This is a genomic window from Planktothrix paucivesiculata PCC 9631 (assembly GCF_900009265.2).
Taxonomy (GTDB): Bacteria; Cyanobacteriota; Cyanobacteriia; order Cyanobacteriales; family Microcoleaceae; genus Planktothrix; species Planktothrix paucivesiculata.
Genome location: NZ_LR734982.1, coordinates 257,638 through 279,163 on the forward strand (window position 1 = coordinate 257,638; position 21,526 = coordinate 279,163).

A 21,526-nucleotide genomic window follows, 5' to 3' on the forward strand; every position below is an offset into this window, starting at 1 on the left:
TTCCTTCAAGACTGCTGGATTTTTAAGGGTTGGTTCATTTTTATAGTTTACTGCATTGAGGGAACATTAAACAAAAGAAAACTTAAAAGTTATAGAGTTAGAAACTATTTCCACCCCTCCCAAGGACTAACTTCTAGCATTCCAGAGGGAGATAATACCACCTTAAATTGAGCCATATATTCAGACTGTGATTGAGTATCTGGTTGGAAAATAGGGGCAGTTTTTTGCATCTCCTCAACTGCTGCGGAGTTAAAAGGTTGATACTTGATAATTTTTCCCTGTTCGTTTAAAGTTACTTGATAAAGTAATAAATCACTAATCATTAAATTCGATTGCCAACGTTGATCGATTATAGCATAAAGTTGTTGATTTAAGTCTTGAATTAATTCGGGTTTTGTGATTATTACAGGTGCTTTTTTAATTTGAGCTTGGGAAGCGGCATAAATCGGGTTTTCCCGGGTTTTCATTGACCAAAATTTAATGGTTTCATCTCCGCTTCCACTTGCTAAAACCGTACCTGTAGGATGAAAGGCTAATGACCAAACCGGATTTTTATGCTCGGATAATTTTTTTAACAATTCCCCAGTATTCGGATTCCATAAATTAATCGTTTTATCATAACTCCCACTAGCTAAAATATCCCCTTTGGGATTAAAAACAACAGACAAAACGGCGGCGGAATGATGATTTAATGTTCTTAAAACTTTCCCGGTTTTAAACTGCCATAATTTCACCGTATGGTCAGCACTTCCACTGGCTAACATCTGACTATCGGGACTAAAAGCTAGGGATTGCACCGCCCCAGAATGCTGCATTAAAATGTAGTTTCCCTCGTCAATTAAAGACCAAATGGTAATATTGCCATTTTCGCTTCCGGCTGCTAAAGTATGACTATCGGTACTAAAAGCAAGAGATTTTACCCAATCCTGATTTTCTAGGGTTTTAATCAGTTTACCATTAGACAAATTCCACAGACAAATTGTTTTATCTGTACTCCCAGAAGCCAGCAATTTTCCATCGGGACTAATAGCAATAGTTTTAATATCATCGGTATGACCTTTAAGGGTATGAATAAGTTCACCCGTTTTCAGATTCCAGAGTTTAATTTCATTATCCCAACTGGCACTAATAACCAAATTGCTATCAGGACTAATGGCTAAAGATTCAATTGCATCAACGTGAGCATTTAAGGTTTTTTGTAATTGACCTGTTTGGGTATCCCAAATTTTCATTAAACCGCCATATCCTCCACTAACTAATGTTTTACCATCGGGAGTAATTGCGATCGCATAAATCCATCCTGAATCATCTCTTAAAGTTTGCATAGAAGGTAAATACAAACTAGATTTTGGCTGGGATGATGTTGAATTTGACGCTGATAATTTTGGGTTCAAATAAACACCTGTAATCATTACGGTTGTAAGCCATAAAACCGTTGAAATTTTCCAGTTAATTGGTTTAAAAAACATCGAATCTGACTCCATTAATATTATAGACTAAAGAAATCCTGCTGATGATATAGCAGTCGTCAAGGCAGTTAGGAGATAGACTGATACTAAAACCGTGCACAGAGAACTCTTTTCCTGCCTGTTCCCTGTTCCCTATTCCCTGCTATACTGAACAATCCATTGACGATAGAGAAATAAAACAATAATAATTAACATTGCTACTATTCCAATTGGAGTTAAATATGTCCAATGATGAGCCATAATTGCCCAAATATGCCAAGTTAATAAAAACATCGCTAAATAGGTTAACTGTTGTAATTTCTTCCAATTTTTCTTGAGTTTTTTCATACTCCAATGATTAGAAGTAATTGCCAATAAAGTAAAAATAGTCAACGTTGAAACCCCTTGAAAATAGAACCAATAGGTTTTAATATCCAACAAATCAAAATTTCTTTGTTTAAAATAAATATAAGCATGACCGACCGCCAAACAAAAGGATAAAAGACCAATCCAACGCCGATATTTTAATAACCATTTAGGAATCCCGCTTTTTGTTGTCGCTGGAAAAACAATTCTTAAAGTCGTCGGAAGTAACGTTAAAATATAAGCTCCAACGGCTAAAAATCCTAAGACAGCAGCAAAGGAAACCGGATCAAATTCAAGCAGTTGCATGGCTCAATTCCCTAATTCTTGATATGTCTATTAAGCCAAGCTATCATTACGGTTTTCCACTTCCCTAGATTACAAATTTGTAATATTATAAAACCATTAATTAAACTATTATTAAGTAAACTCTCATCAAATCCTCATTAAAATTATGAATGTTCTGTTGATTGAAGATCAACCCAAAATCGCCAACTTTGTACAAATGGGTCTGAAAGAACAAGGATTTGTTGTCAACTATTGCGACAACGGCGATGACGGGTATTTACAAGCGATGAACAACGACTATGATGTTATTGTTCTCGATATTATGCTCCCGGGAAAAGATGGATTATCTATTCTCAAAAGTCTCCGCAAAGCCGGACGCAATATTCCTGTGATTCTGCTGACCGCCCGCAATGAATTAGAAGACCGACTCGAAGGACTTAATTTAGGTGCAGATGACTATATTTCTAAACCTTTTTTTGTCGAAGAATTAATCGCTCGTATCCATGCTGTCGTCCGTAGAAATATTGGTGAACGCCAAAATATAATTGCTTATGGGCCCCTAAAATTAGATAGAATTACTCGAGAAGTGACTTGTAATCAACAGATTATTGAACTTACCGCTCGGGAATTTAACTTATTAGAATATTTGATGCGATCGCCCGGACGAGTATTAACCCGCACCCAAATATTAGAACACATTTGGGGTTATGATTTCAACCCGAATACAAATGTTGTAGATGTCTGTATTCAACGGATTAGAAAAAAGATTGATGGTATTGGTGGAAATGATTGTATTGAAAGTGTGCGGGGTGTTGGTTATCGCTTTTGTAAACCGGAGTCACAATCATGAAACACCAATCTTTTCGAGTCCGTATTGCTCTATTATCAGCAATCCTTACCGGGGCTTCTTTAATCGCTTTTAGTTTAGTATTTTGGGGTCTAATTTATCATGCTTATTTAGGCCGTTTAGACGCAGAACTTAAAAATAAATTATTAGAAACTGACCATCTACAAGAGCAACCTTCATTACCCATTTATGAAACTCAATTAACCCATGATTTTAAGGATACCCCAATCAAAATTTGGGTACTTGATAGAGACGGTTATACCCGATATCAATCAATAAATGGGTCAGACCTCAACCTTCAAGTTTCCAATTTTCCCAATTTTCCCGATTTTCCCCACCCTCCCGATTTTCCCCATGATTCGGATTTTTCTCGCCCCCCTCGCTCTCCTCGTCTTCCTCGCCCCCCTCGTCTTCCTCACAACCGTTTTCCTCCCCCTCCCCCTCAACTCAAAATCATCACCCGACGCTCTCCTACGGGGTTGTGGCGCGTCGGTTTAGTCACCTTTCCCCATCAAAAAGTGGCGATCGCTGTTAATTTGAGTATTATTGATCAGGAAATGACCTCGGTTCGCAATGGTTTCTTAGTATCAATTCCTATTTTATTATTACTGATTGCTGGAGGTTCTTGGGCTTTAGCTGGCAGTGCATTACGTCCCATTCAAGAATTAACAAAAAGTATCCAACAAGTCACAGTTCAAGGACTAGATCAGCGTGTTCCTGTCAGCACAACGGATATGGAATTTGTAGAATTAATTCAAGTATTTAATCAAATGTTAGAACGCTTAGAACGTAGCTTTAAACAAGCATCTCGCTTCAGTGGCGACGCCGCCCATGAACTTAAAACTCCCCTAGCAATTCTTCAAGGAGAACTAGAACAAATGTTACAAAAAGCCGAAACAGAATCATCTACACAACAAGCATTAAGTCATCTCCTTGATGAAGTTAGACGGTTAGGAGTAACCACCCGAAAACTATTATTATTATCCTTAGCAGATGCTGGACAAATGCGGATATATCAAACCAGGGTTAATTTATATCCTGTGTTATTAGACATGATGGAAGATATAGAATTATTAGACCCAGATTTAACCATTAAAACTGAAATTGATCCGGAATTAATTGTTTTAGGAGATCAGGATTTATTAACCCAGGTTATCCAAAATTTAATTAGTAATGCCATAAAATATAATCTTCCTGAAGGTTGGATCAAAATCAAAAGCTATCAACGAGGAAAAAAGGTGATAATTAATGTTAGTAATGCCTCTAAAGATATTCATATTAAAGATCGAGATCGTTTATTTGATCGCTTTTATCGCGGCGATCCGGCTCGAACTCGCCAAATAGAAGGAATCGGATTAGGATTAAGTTTAGCCAGGGAAATCGCCCGCGCCCATCAAGGAGATCTGACTTTAGATTCGCTTCAATTGGGTCAAACCGCCTTCACTCTTACCCTTCCCAAAGCTTGAGATTAATTATAATATTGGGGGCAGGTTTAATTAAATCTCGGATCAGTCTTATAGATCTTTGCGAACCTTCCCCTACAGCAATTATGCCATTATTATCTTATACTCAAAAATTGTAATTATTTTTTATGAATCAAAACCTAGAAACTATTAACCCATCCCCCATAACATCAACCGCTTGGAAAATTAAACTCCTTTATGATGGTGAATGTCCCCTATGTTTGCGAGAGGTGAATTTTTTGCAGAAACGGGACGCCGGACGGGAATTAATTGCTTTTGTTGATATTAGTGATCTTAATTATCGCCCTGAAGATCATGGGGATATTACCTTTGAAGCCGCCATGGGACGAATTCACGCCTTACTTCCCGATGGGACAATTCTGCAAAATGTAGAGGTTTTCTATCGAGTTTACCAAGTTATCGGACTGGGCTGGATTTATGCACCGACTCGCTGGCCCTTAATTGGCTCAATCATCAACGCAGTCTATGAAATTTGGGCAGATTGGCGTTTGGCCCTAACTGGACGTCCCAATTTAGCCACCTTAATCAAACAGCGTCAGCAAGCTTTAACCTCGCAAACCTCCACAGAATGCCGTTGTCAGCCTGAATGATCAAAAAAATAAGGGGTTTTAGCAATAGGGGGTGACACCCATCATTTTATGTGTTATAGTTCAATTATTAAGTAGATGCACCCTGAATTTATCTCCCGCAGTATGAACTGATAGGGAGATTTTTGTTTAGTTTTCAATTCCTATGCTGTCTTTCAACCTGAAGAATAGACTCCCGAATCGACCCATCCTCCAATATGGTCTTTTGGTGCTGACTGCCTGTATGATCTGTGTAACTCTGACGAAATTACCCGACTGGGTTAATTCCCATTCCCCCACACCCGAAAAAGAAATTTTAGTGCGTCATTTCCTTTCCCATAGCTCGGAAATCGCGAGTTACTATCAACACACTACCCCGTCGGTTTCTAGCCAAAACCAAAAACCACCCAGGAATTTTCCTAAGTGGTTTTAAGAGTATAGGGGAATGGAGCATATGGGAATCGAACCCATGTCCAGAACAAGTATTTACTCCTCGCTCATTCACAGACTTAGCCTTTCTAATCCTCAAGGCGGGAACCCCTCATTATCCCGAAGGGTGGGATGCAATGGTTAAATCTTAGCTAACTTTTCAACCAAAGAAACTAAGTTAGAGCATCCGTTGGGGGTTTGTCTATTGTCCTTAACGGAGTCAAACAGTAGACGCTCGAACCTACTAGAGGTGTTTAGGCAGCAACAGTAGCCGCTTTACGAGCAAAAGGAACGATGTTGTTCGCAGTTACGTTTTTGTTTGAGTCTTGATTTACGAGAGTTGACTCACTCTCGGCCTGCATCACTTGGTAGCTTTCCTTGCCCTGTCGAAACCAGTAATGCCCCTTACATATTTACTATAGTACATAATATTTTGGCGATCGTCAAGTTTTTTCCTTTCGTCCACCCAATTATTTATCGCTTTAAAATTTTTATCGGGAAGGTTAGCTTCTAAACTTGAAAATACAGTAGCTTGTGGATGCGGGTTCTTAAAATTAAACAAGCCAACCTTAACCCATTAAATCAGACTCAAGAAATTATTCTTCATCAAGGATATCTTCTTCAGATTGAGCACCTACTTGAATCAGATGAATATGTTTTGAACCTAAGCGAATTTCAAACTGATCTCCCGCTTCTAATCCCATGGATTCGGTATAATTCGCACCAATCACCAGAGAACCATTTTTATGAACACAAGCTCGATAACTGGCTTCTCTGCCGCGTCCATCTTTGCTTGCTCGCGGATCTAAAGCAATCCCTTTAGCCGCCAATAAAGCATCGTAAAACTCCGTCATATTGGCGCGGCTTTGGTTATCTTTTGTTTGGGTATAATACCCGCACAATCTCGCCGTTTCCCGTCGTGGTAAGTAGGTGGTCATAAATAGAGTTAAAATAAGAAATGAAGAAATATCAGAGGAATAGTCATGCCACTGAGGTTAAGAATTCAACTAACAGAAGAAGAAAAACAAGAGCTACTAACTCTGTATCAGCAAGAGAAAGTTCCGAAAAGAACAAGGCAGAGAATAGATATATTAATGTTTAGTGATGGAGGATGGATGGTCTCAAAAATAGCCCAGACTTTAAGGTGTTCAGAAGCCATGGTAAGAAAAACAATAACTCGATGGATAAATCAAGAAAAAGAAGGATTATTTGATGCTCCTCGTTCGGGAAGAAAACGGAGGTGGAAAGAAGAAGATATAGAATATTTAGAAACTTGTATAGAGTCAGATGAAAGAACTTATAATAGCCGTCAACTGTCGGAAAAACTTCTGCGAGAGAGAGCGATCGCACTAAGCGCAGAAAGAATTAGAAAAATCTTAAAAAAAAAAGACTGGCGCTGGAAAAGAACAAAAGCCAGTTTAAAGAAAAAACAGAATCCCGAAAAAACAGCGAGCAAGAAAAGAGATTTGGAGACGTTAAAGCGTTATGAAGAAGAGGGTTTGGTCAGATTAAAATATTTAGATGAGGCAGGTTTTTGTTTATGGAGTCCTGTGAGTTACACCTATGTAAAAAAGGGGAAGCAGAAACAAATAAACCAGACGAAAAAGCGAGGAAAAAGATTGAATGTAATTGGAGTATTAGAAAAAGGAAAAAGTTTTGAGTACGGTTTAAGTTTGTCAGGAATTACAAGTGAGAATTACATAAAATTTATAGATTGGCAAGCGGAAAAAGCTGAAAAGCATTTTCAAAATACTCGACAAATTACCGTACTGATTCAAGATAACTACAGTGTCCATAAAAGTCAAAAAATACAAGAAAAAGAAAGGGAGTGGCAAGACAAAAAATTAGAATTTTTCTTCCTGTCTGCTTATAGCCCTGAATTGAATGAAATCGAACCAGAATGGCATCAATTAAAAACTCATGAACTGGCGGGAAGAATGTTTGAAGATGAATATGATTTGAGCCAAGCTGTGATTCAAGCCATTGAAGATAGAAACGAAAGAAATGATTGTACCTGCGATCGCTTGCGATTTAATTCCCTGAGTAACTCTCAAGAATTATCCTAAACAATCTTTTTCTATTATTGACTTTATTTATGACCACCTACTTACCAAAAGAATTATGATTAAGTGGGTAATTTGTAATTCATAATCCTATAAAGTAAAAACCGGAGCATAGCGAACTGGAATACCCGTTTGCTCCTGAATTTCTTGGGCAAAATCTTGTAAAACAGATGGAATAACGGATTTTAGTTTTCTGGCTTCATAGGGTAGGTTTTCCAGTGGGGAATGATTTCCCCGTCCCGCTAATTCATGTTTTAACGGTTTCGGACGGGTGGGAGTATTCAGTTGAATTTCTGCGGGTGCGATCGCTTTTACCCAACGGAGATATTCTTGGCGCTCTGACTCTGACCAAGGAGATAAAAGCATGGTTTGTAGTCCCAATTCTCCGGGGAAAATTCGACTAAATTCTTGAATATCACTCAGCAACTGGCTGAGATTAATCTCTGTTACAGGTCGATTTACTCGTTGCAGTTGGGCGGTAGAAATTCCATCGAGTTTTATAGAGACGCGATCGGCTAAAGCTAATTGTTCTCGAACTTGCGGATCACATAAAGTTGTACCATTTGTTAATACTAAAGTTGGACGCTGAGTTAGGGTTTTAATTCCCATCAGAATTTCCCCTAAATTTGCCGCCAAGGTTGGTTCTCCACTCCCACTTAAAGTAATCACATCCACATCCCACGGGGAAAATTCTGTTAATGCTTGTAATATCTGCTCCGTCGGAACATAAATTCGGCGGTGCTCGGTTTTAAGTTCAATTTCTCCCAGTTGACAATAAACACAATTGAAAGAACAGGTCGAAATCTCACCAATCGGATCAATTCCCAAGGATTTCCCATATCGCCATGAAGATACAGGGCCATAAACCGGGGTAAATTCTGAGGGGGAGGGTTTTGCAGTTATCATAATTAACCCATTTTTTGATAAATAATTCCCAATAAGCCAGCCACAAACAGCAACATCACAATTCCTGACGCACCCGCTAAGGGTTTATCTCCTAACCCCGTCACCCATTCTGGAACCTTCTCAGATGCGGTAACAGTCCCGAGGGTATCCATACTCGTAATTCCCCAAATCCAACCCGCGTGCAGTCCGATGGCTAGACCTAAAGAACCTTGATCACACAAACAAGCTAGGCTCAAAACCATTCCCATCAACGCCAGTCCAGGTAATTGGGGTAAGGTGTTGCGTACTTCCCAAAGCAGATGGCTGAAGGCAAAAATCAAGCTGGCGACGGTCGCCGCCACAAACCAGGAATAATCTTGCTGTAATTGTTTTTGTAAAAATCCTCGAAATATTAACTCCTCCGTACTGCTAATCCAGACAGCAATCAGCAAAATCGGCAGTAAAATAGATACTTTTTTCCCTAACTCAATCCCCCGGTTTATAGGGTGCAGATCGGAATTTAAGGTCGATGACTGTTCATCTGTGGGTTTCGAGTCTTTGGGTTGCCAATGACTCCAACCTAAAACAAATTGAAATCCAAACAAGAGGATCAGACTGATAATAGCTAGACCGAAACCAATGGCAGTGGATTTAAAAAATTGCGATCGCCAACTTAAACCATAATCCCAGAAGGATTGACCCTGAACTTGGCTAATTTTCCATAAAACTATCGGGGCAATTCCATAAAGGGGCGCCAGTAACCCCAACTTTTGGGTTTCATTTAGGGGTTGAGGTGGACGCCAATTGAGAGCGATCGCACTGATAACAGCAATTGGCATCCATAGACCCATCCACACCCCAAAAAAAATTATAATTTTAATCGGGGTTGGTGCATTTACCAGCCATGAAAACGTCATTTTAATGGCTCAGGTGGTAGAATTTACTCTTCTTCGTCACCGCCAGCATCTTTACCATTTTCGACTTGAATCAGGTGAATATGCTTGTATCCGAGCTTGATATCAAACTCATCCCCGGGTTTAAGTCCCATTTCTTTGGTATAGGTTGAACCAATCACAATTTGACCATTTTTGTGAACGCTCACCATATAAGTTGCTTCCCGACCCCGACCATCTTTTGTACCATCGGGACTGAGCGGAATACCCCGTGCTTTGAGCACTGCGTCATAAAAATCCGTGAGATTCACACGCACTTGGTTGTCCTTTGTCGTGCTGTAATAACCGCACAGCTTTGCTGTTTCACGCCGAGGCATATGAGACAGTTCTTTTACTTTTTGAAGCAGAGCCTTTCCGGTTAAGGGAGTCGGTGCAGGTTTATTCATGTTCTTCTTAATCTCCTTACTTCTCTATGGGGTAATTTTTATCCAATTAAACTTTTTGGAGTTATAAGAAATAATATATACTTAAATACATCAATTTGACAAATATTTTTTTTATCAGTTACAAATCTTTCCCTACACCGAATCACCATCTTCCCCCAGGGCAAAAAAGCAGGACTTAAAAATCCCGTTATCATTGAATCGGGCAAGATTGACTTATTCGATGGTACTTAAACCTATCTCTTGTTTTTGTCTTGAAATTTCTATGGCCATTCTCTTTTAGTGCTTCAGACTCACACCTAAGCAATTTTTTGAGACAGTCTTCTGTCCGGGTAAAAATGCTCTATCCTCACCGTCCCATCCCATTAAAAAAGATCCGCCGTCAAAGCAGATCAATACCACAGGGGAATTACGAATTACGAATTACGAATTACGAAGGGGTAATGGGTAATGGGTAATGGGTAATGGGTAATGGGTAATGGGTAATTACGAATTACGAATTACGAATTACGAATGAATTATGGCTTATGGGTTTTCGGTGATATTCAGCGAGCGAGGACGTTCGCACTGCTTCTGCTCCCCCTGCTCCCCCTGCCTCCCCTGCCTCCCCTGCTCCCTCTGCTCAACGGTTCTTAATAATTTGTTCTAATGCTTTTAAAGAGCGGTAAAGTTCGGGTAGTCGTCTATAAACAGCAGCCGTTTTTAAATAGAGTTTATTGGCGATCGCTGGAGAACCAGAAACCACCTCCCCCGGTGCAATATTATTATGAACCCCAGATTGGGCGGTAACAATTACCCCATCCCCTACCTTAACTTGATTAGCAATACCGACTTGACCCGCGAGTAACACCCCATTGCCAACGGTGACGCCCCCCGCTAATCCCACATGACCCGCAAAGGCACAATTTTGACCCACGGTACAACCGTGACCAATATGAACTAAATTGTCTAATTTTGTGGCTTTTCCGATGCGGGTTTCTCCCACCGCCGGACGATCAATTGTACTATTACATCCCACCTCTACCCCATCTTCTAAAACCGTAATTCCCGATTGTTCCATTTTTAGCCAACCCCCATCCGTCGGCACAAAACCAAAGCCTTCAGCCCCAATCACAGCCCCACTATGAATTACACAATCACAACCAATTTGGGCGCGTTCATGAATTGTACAATTGGCGTGTAAAATGCTGCGATCGCCAATTTTTACCCCCGGATAAATCACCACATTCGGATGTAAACACACCCGATTTCCGATACTTACTCCGGCTTGAATCACCACATGGGGGCCAATATAAACTTCTGCTCCAATTTTTGCACTCGGATCAATCACCGCCGTCGGATGAATTTGCGGTTGGGGTTGATAGGGTTGATAAAACAAAGCGATCGCCTGGGCGAAAAAAGCCCTAGGATTTGCTACGGAAATCCACGCCTTCCCCCCTGCTGTGGCTTGATTTTGCAACGATTCATCTAAGGGCAAAATCAACGCACTCGCCGCAGAAACCTGCACAGAAGAAGCAAATTTCAACCCCTCAATATAACTCAGGGTTCCAGAAGTTGCTGTATCTACCGCCGCCACTCCTTGAATATCAGGATTAAGGGTCGGATCATGGATCAAACTATGGGCGGTAATTCCAGCGTTGAGTTTTTCAACCAGTTCACTAAACTTCATTATTGGGAAAAAATACCAGAGGTAGGAAATTAAAATTTCACCGCAGTGGAATCGGATCAATTATATTATTAATTTGATCTCCTGTTAACAAATTTTGATCAAAAAAAAATAAACAAGCGATCGCCTAAGTTCTCCTGCATTCACCGAACCGAACTGATAAAATGAATAATTCTCTCGACAATGGCTCACAATATAACCTAGACTCTATCTTTGATCATCTGATCCAATCCCTAGAAATCGATCCTCATCAACCCCCTATTCCCGAACAGACCCACCATAATATTATGTCTATCCCTGATTTCAATGGTTACGACCCCCATCATCCTCATTTTGATCTCTCTAACTCCTTTGAAAACGGGGAATATTATCAAGGTTTGCACTCATCTTTTATATCCGATCTTGACCCTCAAACTACAGAATTTCATCCTAATGGGACGGACTTAGAATAATTTAACCCCTCTGAACTCGTTGTTGGGCTTTAGCCCTCTCTGGATTCGTTGTTGGGCTTTAGCCCTCTCTGGATTTGTTGTTGGGCTTTTTATTTTTAGCCCCCTCTGGACTTGTTGTTAGGCTTGAGTCCTCAAGAAGAATGGGCTAAAGCCCAACAACGGCGGAAATTTATTAACAGGAAATGGAAAAATGGAAGATTGGAAATTGTTGAATATGGGTTTAGAACTGGTATCTCGATTTGTGCTTCAAAAATCCCTGATATATGGCCAAAGGATAAATACGGATATCGTTGTAGTCAACAATGCGGCAATGGAGGAAAAACGACAACAAATTCAATTACTACAAATTAAACTACAATATATTAAAAATCAAGAAAATCGAGAATTTCAAGCCGAACAAGCACAACTCAATCATCAACGACAAAAAGAACTACAAGAATATATCCAAAGCGTTAACCTAGAGATTCAAAAAAGTAATATTGACAGGACTTACGCAGTGACGCTATATGTAGCGTACTAAGGAGTTAGCGATCGCTGGCCCAAAAGAAATCTCGAAACGGATAATAATGAATGTTAAAATGGCATCAGAATTCATGCCTAAAAATATGAGCATTAATTATCTAGACTATTGCCAATATCTCCTGAGTAGCCAAATCAACTATACTCTAACTAACTTTGCTGCACATATTCAAGAGTTTAGCCATGATACAATTAATCGTTACTTGAATTCAGAAAACTTAACACCCGAAGTGATTTGGGAAAAAGTGCATTCAGAACTTCAGAGCCATCCGGAAGCTTGTTTGGTTTTTGATGATACGGTACTCGATAAAAGATTTTCCTCAAAAATTGAACTTGTCCGCCGTCAATATATATGCAGCGCAAAAGTTAATGGCTTTGATTGATAATTTAGGGAAAATTTATTATGTTCCGCTCAAAAAAAACCGGCTGGTTGATGATACAGGAGGTCAAAAAAAATATCAGCCTATTGAACAGTTAATGTGGTCTGAAATTGAAGAAAAACAGGGAAAGCTAATCAAAATAAATAAATTCCCCTCATATAAAAAGGTCAAACTATTTCGGGTGACTGTTTCTGCCAACAGAACGGAATATGTAGCTACAAATGATTTAAATCAGTCTTCAATAGATGAGGTCATATCTGAATGTAAACTGCGATGGAAAATTGAGGAATTCCACCGAGAAATTAAACAATTAACCGGGATAGAATCTTGTCAATGCCGTAAAGCGAGTGTTCAAAAAAACCACATTGCTTGCGCTTTATTAGTTTGGGTTTTTCTGACTCGTATGGCTAAGAAAGTTTCTCAAACTGTCTATCAGTTAAAAGCTGGTTTATTAGCAGATTACCTGAGCCAAGAGCTTAAACATCCCTCTCTAAAACTTTCTTTTATTTAGTTTACTCATCAGTTCAAACACAGATTGATTCTCTTTATTATCAGCGCGATGCCGACAGATGGCGGCATCACCATCGCGTAGCGTGCCGGACGCATATTGCCCTTCTGTTTGAATAATGCGCTATATATAGCGTCCTTGCGTAAGTCCTGTTATAATGGCGCGCCTGCTGATGGTAGCGTTTGGGAGTCGGGCGGAAATACTCAATACCGGGTGTTACGCGGAGGTTCGTGGTACAGCAATCCCAGGTATTGCCGCAGTGCCGATCGTAGCAGGTACGAGCCAGAGGGTCGGGACAGGTACTTCGACGGGTTTGCCCCTTGTTCCCTGGTTCTACCAGGGAATGCTATCTTAGAGGCTCCGCCTCCGTTGAATAGCAGGCGGAGCCTGCCAGAAAGCATTGCAAGGTAGAACCTCGCAACGATGACGGAAGAAACCCGATTTCTGAACACATAGATCCGAATTGTTTATAAACGTCTTAAAAACGCCATAGACTCAACATGGGACGTTTGTGGGAAAAAATCCGCAGGTTGTACCCGCACTAATTCATAAACTCCAGTTTCACATAAAATCTTCAGATCTCGTGCTAGGGTGGCGGGTCTACAACTAATATAAATTAAGTGTTGCGGTTGCAGTGACAGTAAGGTTTCTAAGACCGTGCGATCGCATCCTTTTCGGGGTGGATCAAGCAAAACAACATCCGGTTTATATCCTAAGTTGGGTAACAACTTTTGTACCGTTCCTAATTTAAACTCTACCTGATCAAGCTGATTAAAAATTGCATTTTTTCGAGCTTGTTCTATGGCGGTTTCTTGGACTTCTAAACCCATGACCTGGGGAAGATCGGAGGGCTGAATTGAACCTTTTTGTTTTTTCAATAAATAGGAAGCTAGGGGTAAAGTAAAGGTTCCAATCCCACAATAGGCATCAACAATGCGTTCAGTTCCTTGTAAATTAAGTTCCTGGAGCATGATTTCTAATAACCCTTCCGCCACTTCCGTATTCACTTGAAAAAACGTATCGGGGCCCAGAAAAAACGTTAACCCCCCAAATTCTTCTTTTAAATAGGGATGACCCGCTAAACAGCGTGTTTCCTGACCAAAAATCACATTAGTTTGATCGGGATTCAGATTTAAACAAACCCCTTGTAACCCCGGATATTGTTCTAACCAAGTTTCCGCTTGTTCGGTCAGTCCGGGTAAACTGGCTTGGGTGGCAATTAAGGTTAATAACATTTCCCCGGTACGCCGTCCAATTCTCAGGGATAGATGGCGAAGTTTGCCCCGATGTAGGGCTTCATCATAAATCGACCATCCCCGGTTTTGAATATCCTGTTTCACATTAGCCAGTAAAGGATTTAGCCGTTGATCCTGTACCGGACATTGATTTAAGTTAACCAAACGATGGCTATGTTTTTGGAAGTAACCCGCCTGAACTTGACCCGTTGCCGACCGTCCTAGGGGATAGGTAACTTTATTGCGATATCCTAATTCCGACTCTCCTGCTAACACCTGATCCACCGGAGGATCGATAAATCCTCCAATTTTTTCTAAGGTTTTAACCACTAAATTTCGCTTGCTTTGCAGTTGCAGCGCATAATCAATATGTTGCCACTGACATCCCCCACATTTATCCGCCACAATACATCGAGGGGAAATCCGATCAGTTGATGGGCTTAAAAGCCGGTCTAACTTGCCTTCTGCATATTTGCTTTTTACCCGCACTAACCGCACCCGCACCCGATCGCCAGGAACCGTATCAGGAACAAATATAACCCGCTCTTGGTAACGACCGACGCCACTACCTTCATCGGTCAAATCTGTGATTTCGACTTCAACTTGTTGCCCTTGCTGCCACATTAGTAATTCAGTTATTAGTAATCAGTGTAGAGACGCGCCATGGCACGTCTGTACCAGTGTAGAGACTGCCTTCACGCTATGGGCGCGTTTGAACCCGTTATCAGTCATCAGTGAGTTGATCAAGATTTTAGTTTATTTAAAAAAAATCTCCCCAGAAACTGCCCCTACACACTAAACAGTAAACAATAAAGTATAGATTTATTTTAGTGTAAATAACTGCCCACTACTTCTTAACTGATGACTGATTCTTAACTGATGACTGATAACTGATGACTGATAACTGATTACTGATGACTGCTTAACCGTTGGGGGTTAAAAATTAAGAATTGTTAAGGTTATTCATACTGAACCTGGGCAGATAACTCTTGACCTTGCCCGCTCTCCACGACTTTGCACAGGTGTTTCCACCCCACTTTGATCAGGATGGGCGAAAGTTTACGGGGTTATGACTTCCCCTGTTCCCCTCAAGTCGGTAAACTACTTAATGGTATCTTGAAAAACTTTAATAGCTCTTGAGGTTTAGATGACAGTAATTAGCCAAGTTATTCTCAAAGCTGACGATGAACTCCGTTATCCTAGTGTTGGTGAACTCAAAAACATCAATGACTTTTTAAAAACGGGTGCACAGCGCGTGCGAATTGCTTCGACCCTTGCCGATAATGAAAAGAAGATTGTAGAGCGTGCTAGTAACCAACTGTGGAAAAAACGTCCTGATTTTATTGCCCCCGGTGGTAATGCCTCTGGATCACGCGAACGCGCCCTATGCCTTCGGGACTATGGCTGGTATCTGCGGTTAATTACCTATGGAGTTCTTTCGGGTGATAAAGATCCCATTGAAGACATTGGTTTAATCGGTGTCAAAGATATGTATAACTCTTTGGGTGTTCCGATGCCTGGGATGGTGGAAGCGGTTCGTTGTCTCAAGGAAGCGTCTATATCGTTACTTGATGACGAAGACGCGAAGGAAGCAGCCCCCTACTTTGACTTTATCATTCAAGCCATGTCTTAGTTTTCAGCCTGGTTTTCAGGTCTCTGTGAAGATGCACTTAGTGTCCGTCTTCACGGATTTTTTGTATATAGCAGGGAATGGGGAATTACGAATTACGAATTACGACTGATATGAAATAACGAGAAGTATTACTCCTGTTCCCTGTTCCCTATTCCCTATTCCCTGTTCCCTGTTCCCTATTCCCTCAAGAATTAGGAAAAGAACGGCGATAATTGCGTAGGGTTTGAATTAATCTGCCTCCTCGTTTTAGGGCGATATCGGCTAATTCCACAATCCATTGATTCGGTATAGCTTGGGGTTGCACCGCCACAATATAATTGAGGGCTTCTGCTTCTTTTCCGATTCCTAAACCATAGGCATATAGGGTAAAAGCGATCGCAGTTGAGCGACTAATTCCCGCTTGACAATGAATTAATAAATCTCCTTGATGGCCACGCACAGACTTCATAAAATGAAGGGCTTTTAAAATATGTTGAAGACTGGGTAAAACATATTCAGGATCATGGCAGGGGGTGTCAATATCATCAAATTCTAATCGCAATCGATTCGGAACTTGATCAAACCCTTCAGGCAGTTCACTACCCGGACTACCGATGGAAATTAAATGGTGAATATTTGCTCCTCGAGATTTTTGTAAAATATATTCACCTGCTTCTGCCCTAGAAGCAATCCAGAGTTTAGGTAAATTAGCATGGGGAGAAGTAATATCAGAATCAAATAATATTTTAAATAGGGTTGTTGGTGAGGGAGAATCTAATTTTTCCAAAGCCGTTTCTGCCCAGGAGCGTACATAAATATCCGTATCATTCAAGGCGGTTTTTAGCCCTCCAATAGCTAAAGGGGTATTCATAGATTGAATGGTTTCAACCACTTTTGCCCGGACAAATGGATCGGGATCATGAATTTTATTCAGCAACTTATTAACAATAAAATCCCCTCCACTTCGACCTAAGACCTCAACAACACGGATTCTAACATCTGAATTACCATGATTAAGAGCTTGTAAAAGTACCTTAATAGCAAAGGAATCGCCGATGGTTTCTAAACCATAAACGGCATTAGTATAAACATAAAATTCCTGATCATCGAGGGCATTTTTTAACCCAATAATTGCCGCGGCTCCTCCTAAATTCCCTAAGGCAGTTGCAGCCCGACCTCGGACATAATGATCGCGATCGGAGACTAAAATTTCTCTTAATTTTGTTGTGGCTAAACGGTTTTTAATTTTTCCTAAAGCACTGGCTGCTCGCCAACGAACTTGGCTATCTTCATGGTGCAGAGCCAGAATTAATCCTCGAATTGCCCGATCGCTTCCAATTTCTCCTAACCCCCAAGTTGCCCAGAGACGGACTTTTTGTTGGGGATCTTTTAAAGCTTTTAATAGGGAAGATTCAGCAGCCTGACCGATTTGAGCGATCGCCCAAGCTGACCAAGCATTGACGGTTTCATTATTATGATGTAATCCTTTGAGAAACCAAGAGAGTAATAGGGGTGAACGGGTTTGTCCCAACAGACGAATTTTTAAAGCCAGGGGAATATTTAACTGGAGTACCAGAGAAAAAGCCTTGATTTGAAATTCAGATTTAACATTTTTTGTTAATAGTATTCCTTGAATGATATTTAATTTCAAACCCAAACTCACCAGTTGCAGAATTAATTCTTCCGAGTCAACCTCCCCCAATACCTCTGCGAGAAAATCAAACGTCAATACACCCCGCAAATAGTCTTGTTTGAGTTGTTCATCACTCAACTGATGCAGCCGTTTTTTTAGGATTTCAATATCGTAGGAAGGAGTCATTAGGTTGGATGAGCCCAGAAAAATGATTGGATCTTGGAGTTTGAAGTTAAGAACTAGAGGATTTAGATTAATCTCATCTTATCTTGATCTGGATTCAGATAACAGTTTAAAAGGCTCTGGTTTTCAACTCCAACTCCTTGAGCCCAGTATGAAAGTTTAAATATTTCAGGGAGGATCAGACCCGATTTATCCCAAAACCTGCTAAAGTTGGAACCCATAGCCCCGGTATGGCATAAGTCTATTATGGCGATTATTTCTTCAAAAAAGCAGTCTCCTGAACCCGAACCCTCCGATGAATTGTCTGGGTTGGCGGCTCCGATGGCTAAAAAATCCAGAAAATCTAAGAATAGTGAGCCAACGGATGAATTGGATTATTTGTTAGAAGCCGAGGCGACACCCCAGGAAGAAATTAATCGTCAACAGGATGAAAAAATCCGACCCCATCGTTTAGAAGATTATGTGGGACAAAAGGATTTAAAAGAGGTTTTATCGATTGCGATCGCCGCGGCAAAATCCCGTCAGGAACCTTTAGATCATTTATTATTATATGGCCCGCCGGGATTAGGAAAAACCACCATGTCCTTAATTTTAGCCTCGGAAATGGGGGTAACTTGTAAAATTACCACGGCTCCAGCGTTAGAAAAACCTCGGGATATTGCCGGATTATTAGTCAGTTTAAAACCTGGGGAAGTTTTATTTATTGATGAAATTCATCGGTTATCTAAAGTGGCGGAAGAAATTCTATATCCGGCGATGGAGGATTGTAGATTAGATATTACCATTGGTCAGGGAAGATCGGCAAAAACTCGGAGTATTCCCCTGAAACCTTTTACGATTGTTGGCGCTACAACTCGGGTTGGTTCCCTCACGGCTCCCCTACGCGATCGCTTTGGCATTATTCAACGGTTACGCTTTTATGAAGTGGACGAATTAAGTTTAATTATTCAACGAAGTGCCAAGTTATTAAATACTCCGATCACTCCAGAAGGAGCGATAGAAATTGCTCAACGGGCTAGGGGAACACCTAGAATTGCTAATCGTTTATTGCGTCGAGTTCGGGATTATGTACAGGTGAAAAGTACAGGAGAAATTGATGCAGAAGTGGCGAATATTGCTTTGGAAGTATTTAATGTTGATCCCCTAGGATTAGATTGGACGGATCGAAATATGTTAACGGCCATCATTGAAAAATTTAATGGGGGGCCAGTGGGATTAGAAACCATGGCGGCAATTACGGGGGAAGATACCCAAACTATTGAAGAAGTTTATGAACCCTATTTAATGCAAATTGGGTTTATTCAACGGACAAATCGAGGTCGTGTGGCGACGCCTGCGGCTTGGAAACATTTGGGATTAGATGAGCAGTGAAAACAGTTAAATTAGTTATAATAATAATTGAAATAATCATCGGTGAATTATGCCAGGGACGATTTTTATCTTAGCTGACGAAACTCAGCAACAAAATTTAGTCAGCTTTGTAACTCAACACGCGAATATTCTTGCCCATTATCATCTGGTTGGTTTAGACAATATCGCAACAGCTTTAACTCAACAGACCTGGTTAAAGGTTGAGACGCTTTTGCCTTTACGACAAGGGGGAGATATTGTCATTGCTTCTAAAATCACCGCCGGAGAAGAAATTATAGCGGTTATTTATTTAGTAGAATTCACCCAAACCCATCTTTATGAATTCCCATTTTTAAATTTATTAAGAGTTTGCAATATCTATAATATTCCGATCGCCACTAATATTGGAACCGCCGAAGCAATTTTTGTGCAACTGCGACGAACTCGTTCGGCCCATTTAATTTTTAATCCCGTTGCTGGGGTCGGGAATGCCAATCAAGATTTATTATTAATTCGGCAATTATTAGAACCCTATTTTCACTTGAAAGTTTGCTTAACAACAGCAGAAACTGATCCGACTAAATTAGCTCAAGATGCACTAGAACAAAATGTGGATTTAGTGATTGCATCGGGGGGAGATGGTACGGTTTCCGCCGTAGCCGGGGCTGTGATGAATACTAATATTCCCTTGGGAATTATTCCTCGGGGAACTGCCAATGCGTTTTCGGTGGCTTTAGGAATTCCAACAAATGTTCAAGGGGCTTGTGAAGTCATTATTGCGGGATTAACCCGTACCGTTGATATGGCTTATTGTAATAGTTTACCGATGATTTTATTAGCGGGCATTGGGTTTGAAGCGGAAACAGTAAATAAAGCCGATCGAGATGCGAAAAAACGCTGGGGGCCCTTAGCTTATATTATGGCCGGATGGCAACAATTAAAAGAACAAAAAGACTTTGAAACGACCATTGAAATCAATGGCGAAATTAATCAAGTCGAAGCCGCCGCCATTACCATTGCTAATGTCGCCCCTGCTACTTCGGTTTTAGCTCAAGGTTTGGGACAAATTGTTCCTGATGATGGATTATTAGAGGTTTTAATCTATACATCTCCGGTGAATAAAATGCAGGCGGTGGCGGGAATGATGGGTTTATTGGGGGCGGGTTTACTGAAAGTTGAAATTCAACGGGATAATATGATCGGATTTAGAGCTCAACGAATTAAAATTTCTACCAATCCCCCTCAAAAAGTGGTGGTAGATGGGGAAATTATTGGCACAACACCGATAGAAGTCGAATGTGTTCCTCGGGGATTAACGATTATAACTCCCGCTTTTTTCTCCGTAGCAACAGTTGAGAATATAGAAGCTATTGAGGCAATTGCTATTGATCAAATAGGAAAGCAGGAGCCAATATTGGGATCGGAGTTACTCTGATTAGTTCTTAATCTTTTCTACATAACCCCATAAACTATAATCTCGACTTAACCAACCGTGAAAAAATGCCATTTGACTGGGATTTTCTTGCACCCGTTTATAACGATATAAAATTCGTTCATTAACAATTTGCAGGGCTGTATATTGATTGTTTCCTCGTTCTAAGGCTTCCCGAGTTTCTTGATCAAATACTCCAGTTTGAGGGAGTCCTAATGCTTGTTGTAAAAAAGTAATTGAGTTATTAATTCCAAAGTTGACAGAAGTATCAAACATCACAATAGCCAGGGATGGGTGCATTTTTGCGGCTTCACTTCCCTGCCAGTAACTATTATAAATTTCAATTAATTCTGTCTCCGACATTTGACTAACATCTAAGCCAGGTAAGCCTCGATTAGAACGATAGACATTATATTCTGCTTGAGTAATTCCGCGATAGGTTCTCCCCCCAATATCCGAGGGATGGTCGCTAAATCCCCCTTCAAAATAGAGGGTAAATCCTAAAGCCGCATTAAATAATTTGGTTTCATAATCACTTCTAATTTTATTTCTTGCCCAACTTTGGCTCCCAATCACAACTGAAAAGGCTACGGTCAATAACACCATTCCAGCGATCGCCCGGGGCTTGAGTTTGGTTTTCAGTTTTCCAGGGAGCATTTGCTGCCAATTCATAGGTTTAGAGGGGATGAAATTTACCACAGCTATTTAGCACACTCGACACTAACAAGCCAAAGTCTAGGATAGCAGATTTGGGTAATGGGTAATGGGTAATGGGTAATTACGAATTACGAATTACGAATTACGAATGGGTAATAGCAAAAGTTTCCCTCCCCTGCCTCCCCTGCCC

The 21,526-nt window shown here is 40.6% G+C and carries 19 protein-coding genes, 1 other RNA gene and 1 pseudogene; 10 read left to right on the forward strand and 11 right to left on the reverse strand.

Annotation, left to right across the window (positions count from 1 at the left end; translation table 11 throughout):
- Window positions 1-104 precede the first annotated feature (104 nt).
- Together PL9631_RS01180 and PL9631_RS01185 are read right to left on the reverse strand one after the other, a co-directional pair.
- Window positions 105-1,325 (reverse strand): WD40 repeat domain-containing protein, encoded by a 1,221-nt coding sequence (locus PL9631_RS01180; RefSeq protein WP_197046214.1) that lies wholly within the window; start codon window positions 1,323-1,325, stop codon window positions 105-107.
- Between the two features lie 276 nt (window positions 1,326-1,601).
- Window positions 1,602-2,120, reverse strand: a complete 519-nt coding sequence (locus PL9631_RS01185; RefSeq protein WP_197046215.1) for a ferric reductase-like transmembrane domain-containing protein — start codon at window positions 2,118-2,120, stop codon at window positions 1,602-1,604.
- A gap of 145 nt (window positions 2,121-2,265) precedes the next feature.
- Between PL9631_RS01185 and PL9631_RS01190 the strand changes: the two genes are divergently transcribed.
- From PL9631_RS01190 to PL9631_RS01200, 3 genes are all read left to right on the forward strand, one after another.
- Window positions 2,266-2,949 carry a response regulator transcription factor gene (locus PL9631_RS01190; RefSeq protein WP_083616207.1) on the forward strand — a complete coding sequence of 228 codons (684 nt, stop codon included), beginning with the start codon at window positions 2,266-2,268 and terminating at the stop codon, window positions 2,947-2,949.
- The gene (locus PL9631_RS01195; protein ID WP_083616208.1) at window positions 2,946-4,412 is read left to right on the forward strand and encodes an ATP-binding protein; all 1,467 of its coding nucleotides are present in this window, start codon (window positions 2,946-2,948) and stop codon (window positions 4,410-4,412) included. The genes PL9631_RS01190 and PL9631_RS01195 overlap by 4 nt, the downstream gene beginning before the upstream one ends.
- Before the next feature lie 125 nt (window positions 4,413-4,537).
- Window positions 4,538-5,020, forward strand: a complete 483-nt coding sequence (locus PL9631_RS01200) for a thiol-disulfide oxidoreductase DCC family protein (RefSeq protein ID WP_083616209.1) — start codon at window positions 4,538-4,540, stop codon at window positions 5,018-5,020.
- A 419-nt stretch (window positions 5,021-5,439) separates the two neighbouring features.
- On the opposite strand, the gene ssrA is transcribed toward PL9631_RS01200, so the two are convergent.
- Window positions 5,440-5,830, reverse strand: a transfer-messenger RNA (tmRNA) gene (gene ssrA, locus PL9631_RS01205).
- A 191-nt stretch (window positions 5,831-6,021) separates the two neighbouring features.
- Entirely contained in the window at window positions 6,022-6,363 is a 342-nt protein-coding gene (locus PL9631_RS01210; protein WP_083616210.1) for an AbrB family transcriptional regulator, read from the reverse strand.
- 45 nt (window positions 6,364-6,408) lie between these two features.
- Here PL9631_RS01210 and PL9631_RS01215 point away from each other — a divergent pair, with 45 nt between their 5' ends.
- Window positions 6,409-7,491 carry an IS630 family transposase gene (locus tag PL9631_RS01215; protein ID WP_083616166.1) on the forward strand — a complete coding sequence of 361 codons (1,083 nt, stop codon included), beginning with the start codon at window positions 6,409-6,411 and terminating at the stop codon, window positions 7,489-7,491.
- Window positions 7,492-7,578: 87 nt separating this feature from the next.
- On the opposite strand, the gene PL9631_RS01220 is transcribed toward PL9631_RS01215, so the two are convergent.
- From PL9631_RS01220 to lpxD, 4 genes are all read right to left on the reverse strand, one after another.
- Window positions 7,579-8,394 (reverse strand): radical SAM protein, encoded by an 816-nt coding sequence (locus PL9631_RS01220; RefSeq protein WP_083616211.1) that lies wholly within the window; start codon window positions 8,392-8,394, stop codon window positions 7,579-7,581.
- Window positions 8,395-8,396: 2 nt separating this feature from the next.
- Window positions 8,397-9,290 carry a CPBP family intramembrane glutamic endopeptidase gene (locus PL9631_RS01225; protein WP_083616212.1) on the reverse strand — a complete coding sequence of 298 codons (894 nt, stop codon included), beginning with the start codon at window positions 9,288-9,290 and terminating at the stop codon, window positions 8,397-8,399.
- Between the two features lie 23 nt (window positions 9,291-9,313).
- Complete coding sequence (locus PL9631_RS01230; protein WP_083616213.1) at window positions 9,314-9,712, reverse strand: AbrB family transcriptional regulator; 399 nt, start codon at window positions 9,710-9,712, stop codon at window positions 9,314-9,316.
- 619 nt (window positions 9,713-10,331) lie between these two features.
- The gene (gene lpxD, locus PL9631_RS01235; protein WP_083616214.1) at window positions 10,332-11,378 is read right to left on the reverse strand and encodes a UDP-3-O-(3-hydroxymyristoyl)glucosamine N-acyltransferase; all 1,047 of its coding nucleotides are present in this window, start codon (window positions 11,376-11,378) and stop codon (window positions 10,332-10,334) included.
- Window positions 11,379-11,539: 161 nt separating this feature from the next.
- Between lpxD and PL9631_RS01240 the strand changes: the two genes are divergently transcribed.
- The 3 genes and pseudogenes from PL9631_RS01240 to PL9631_RS01250 all read left to right on the forward strand — a co-directional run bounded on the left by PL9631_RS01240 (window position 11,540) and on the right by PL9631_RS01250 (window position 13,237).
- Window positions 11,540-11,827, forward strand: a complete 288-nt coding sequence (locus PL9631_RS01240; protein ID WP_083616215.1) for a hypothetical protein — start codon at window positions 11,540-11,542, stop codon at window positions 11,825-11,827.
- A gap of 190 nt (window positions 11,828-12,017) precedes the next feature.
- Window positions 12,018-12,347: a hypothetical protein gene (locus PL9631_RS01245; protein ID WP_083616216.1), complete on the forward strand. Its 330-nt coding sequence runs from the start codon at window positions 12,018-12,020 to the stop codon at window positions 12,345-12,347.
- Window positions 12,348-12,432: 85 nt separating this feature from the next.
- A pseudogene (locus PL9631_RS01250) lies at window positions 12,433-13,237 on the forward strand (transposase).
- 464 nt (window positions 13,238-13,701) lie between these two features.
- Here PL9631_RS01250 and rlmD read toward each other — a convergent pair.
- Complete coding sequence (rlmD, locus tag PL9631_RS01255; protein ID WP_083616218.1) at window positions 13,702-15,093, reverse strand: 23S rRNA (uracil(1939)-C(5))-methyltransferase RlmD; 1,392 nt, start codon at window positions 15,091-15,093, stop codon at window positions 13,702-13,704.
- Between the two features lie 523 nt (window positions 15,094-15,616).
- On the opposite strand from rlmD, the gene PL9631_RS01260 reads away from it, so the two are divergent.
- Window positions 15,617-16,102, forward strand: a complete 486-nt coding sequence (locus PL9631_RS01260) for an allophycocyanin subunit alpha-B (RefSeq protein ID WP_083616219.1) — start codon at window positions 15,617-15,619, stop codon at window positions 16,100-16,102.
- A 184-nt stretch (window positions 16,103-16,286) separates the two neighbouring features.
- Here PL9631_RS01260 and PL9631_RS01265 read toward each other — a convergent pair whose 3' ends face one another.
- Window positions 16,287-17,900 (reverse strand): HEAT repeat domain-containing protein, encoded by a 1,614-nt coding sequence (locus PL9631_RS01265; RefSeq protein ID WP_083616220.1) that lies wholly within the window; start codon window positions 17,898-17,900, stop codon window positions 16,287-16,289.
- 318 nt (window positions 17,901-18,218) lie between these two features.
- On the opposite strand from PL9631_RS01265, the gene ruvB reads away from it, so the two are divergent.
- Together ruvB and PL9631_RS01275 are read left to right on the forward strand one after the other, a co-directional pair.
- The gene (gene ruvB / locus PL9631_RS01270) at window positions 18,219-19,268 is read left to right on the forward strand and encodes a Holliday junction branch migration DNA helicase RuvB (protein ID WP_407947567.1); all 1,050 of its coding nucleotides are present in this window, start codon (window positions 18,219-18,221) and stop codon (window positions 19,266-19,268) included.
- Window positions 19,269-19,317: 49 nt separating this feature from the next.
- Entirely contained in the window at window positions 19,318-20,682 is a 1,365-nt protein-coding gene (locus PL9631_RS01275) for a YegS/Rv2252/BmrU family lipid kinase (protein WP_083616222.1), read from the forward strand.
- Here the strand turns inward: PL9631_RS01275 and PL9631_RS01280 are convergent, their stop codons facing one another.
- A complete protein-coding gene (locus PL9631_RS01280; protein WP_083616223.1) occupies window positions 20,683-21,351 on the reverse strand; it encodes a glycoside hydrolase family 108 protein in 669 nt (222 codons plus the stop codon). It lies immediately after the preceding gene.
- Between the last annotated feature and the right edge of the window lie 175 nt (window positions 21,352-21,526).

What these genes read in the sequence shown, in the direction of transcription:
- PL9631_RS01180 (WP_197046214.1), bottom strand. Translation starts at nt 1,325, where the DNA reads ATGCAAACTTTAAGAGATGATTCAGGATGGATTTATGCGATCGCAATT.
- PL9631_RS01185 (WP_197046215.1), bottom strand. Translation starts at nt 2,120, where the DNA reads ATGCAACTGCTTGAATTTGATCCGGTTTCCTTTGCTGCTGTCTTAGGA.
- PL9631_RS01190 (WP_083616207.1), top strand. Translation starts at nt 2,266, where the DNA reads ATGAATGTTCTGTTGATTGAAGATCAACCCAAAATCGCCAACTTTGTA.
- PL9631_RS01195 (WP_083616208.1), top strand. Translation starts at nt 2,946, where the DNA reads ATGAAACACCAATCTTTTCGAGTCCGTATTGCTCTATTATCAGCAATC.
- PL9631_RS01200 (WP_083616209.1), top strand. Translation starts at nt 4,538, where the DNA reads ATGAATCAAAACCTAGAAACTATTAACCCATCCCCCATAACATCAACC.
- PL9631_RS01210 (WP_083616210.1), bottom strand. Translation starts at nt 6,363, where the DNA reads ATGACCACCTACTTACCACGACGGGAAACGGCGAGATTGTGCGGGTAT.
- PL9631_RS01215 (WP_083616166.1), top strand. Translation starts at nt 6,409, where the DNA reads ATGCCACTGAGGTTAAGAATTCAACTAACAGAAGAAGAAAAACAAGAG.
- PL9631_RS01220 (WP_083616211.1), bottom strand. Translation starts at nt 8,394, where the DNA reads ATGATAACTGCAAAACCCTCCCCCTCAGAATTTACCCCGGTTTATGGC.
- PL9631_RS01225 (WP_083616212.1), bottom strand. Translation starts at nt 9,290, where the DNA reads ATGACGTTTTCATGGCTGGTAAATGCACCAACCCCGATTAAAATTATA.
- PL9631_RS01230 (WP_083616213.1), bottom strand. Translation starts at nt 9,712, where the DNA reads ATGAATAAACCTGCACCGACTCCCTTAACCGGAAAGGCTCTGCTTCAA.
- lpxD (WP_083616214.1), bottom strand. Translation starts at nt 11,378, where the DNA reads ATGAAGTTTAGTGAACTGGTTGAAAAACTCAACGCTGGAATTACCGCC.
- PL9631_RS01240 (WP_083616215.1), top strand. Translation starts at nt 11,540, where the DNA reads ATGAATAATTCTCTCGACAATGGCTCACAATATAACCTAGACTCTATC.
- PL9631_RS01245 (WP_083616216.1), top strand. Translation starts at nt 12,018, where the DNA reads ATGGAAGATTGGAAATTGTTGAATATGGGTTTAGAACTGGTATCTCGA.
- rlmD (WP_083616218.1), bottom strand. Translation starts at nt 15,093, where the DNA reads ATGTGGCAGCAAGGGCAACAAGTTGAAGTCGAAATCACAGATTTGACC.
- PL9631_RS01260 (WP_083616219.1), top strand. Translation starts at nt 15,617, where the DNA reads ATGACAGTAATTAGCCAAGTTATTCTCAAAGCTGACGATGAACTCCGT.
- PL9631_RS01265 (WP_083616220.1), bottom strand. Translation starts at nt 17,900, where the DNA reads ATGACTCCTTCCTACGATATTGAAATCCTAAAAAAACGGCTGCATCAG.
- ruvB (WP_407947567.1), top strand. Translation starts at nt 18,219, where the DNA reads ATGGCTAAAAAATCCAGAAAATCTAAGAATAGTGAGCCAACGGATGAA.
- PL9631_RS01275 (WP_083616222.1), top strand. Translation starts at nt 19,318, where the DNA reads ATGCCAGGGACGATTTTTATCTTAGCTGACGAAACTCAGCAACAAAAT.
- PL9631_RS01280 (WP_083616223.1), bottom strand. Translation starts at nt 21,351, where the DNA reads ATGAATTGGCAGCAAATGCTCCCTGGAAAACTGAAAACCAAACTCAAG.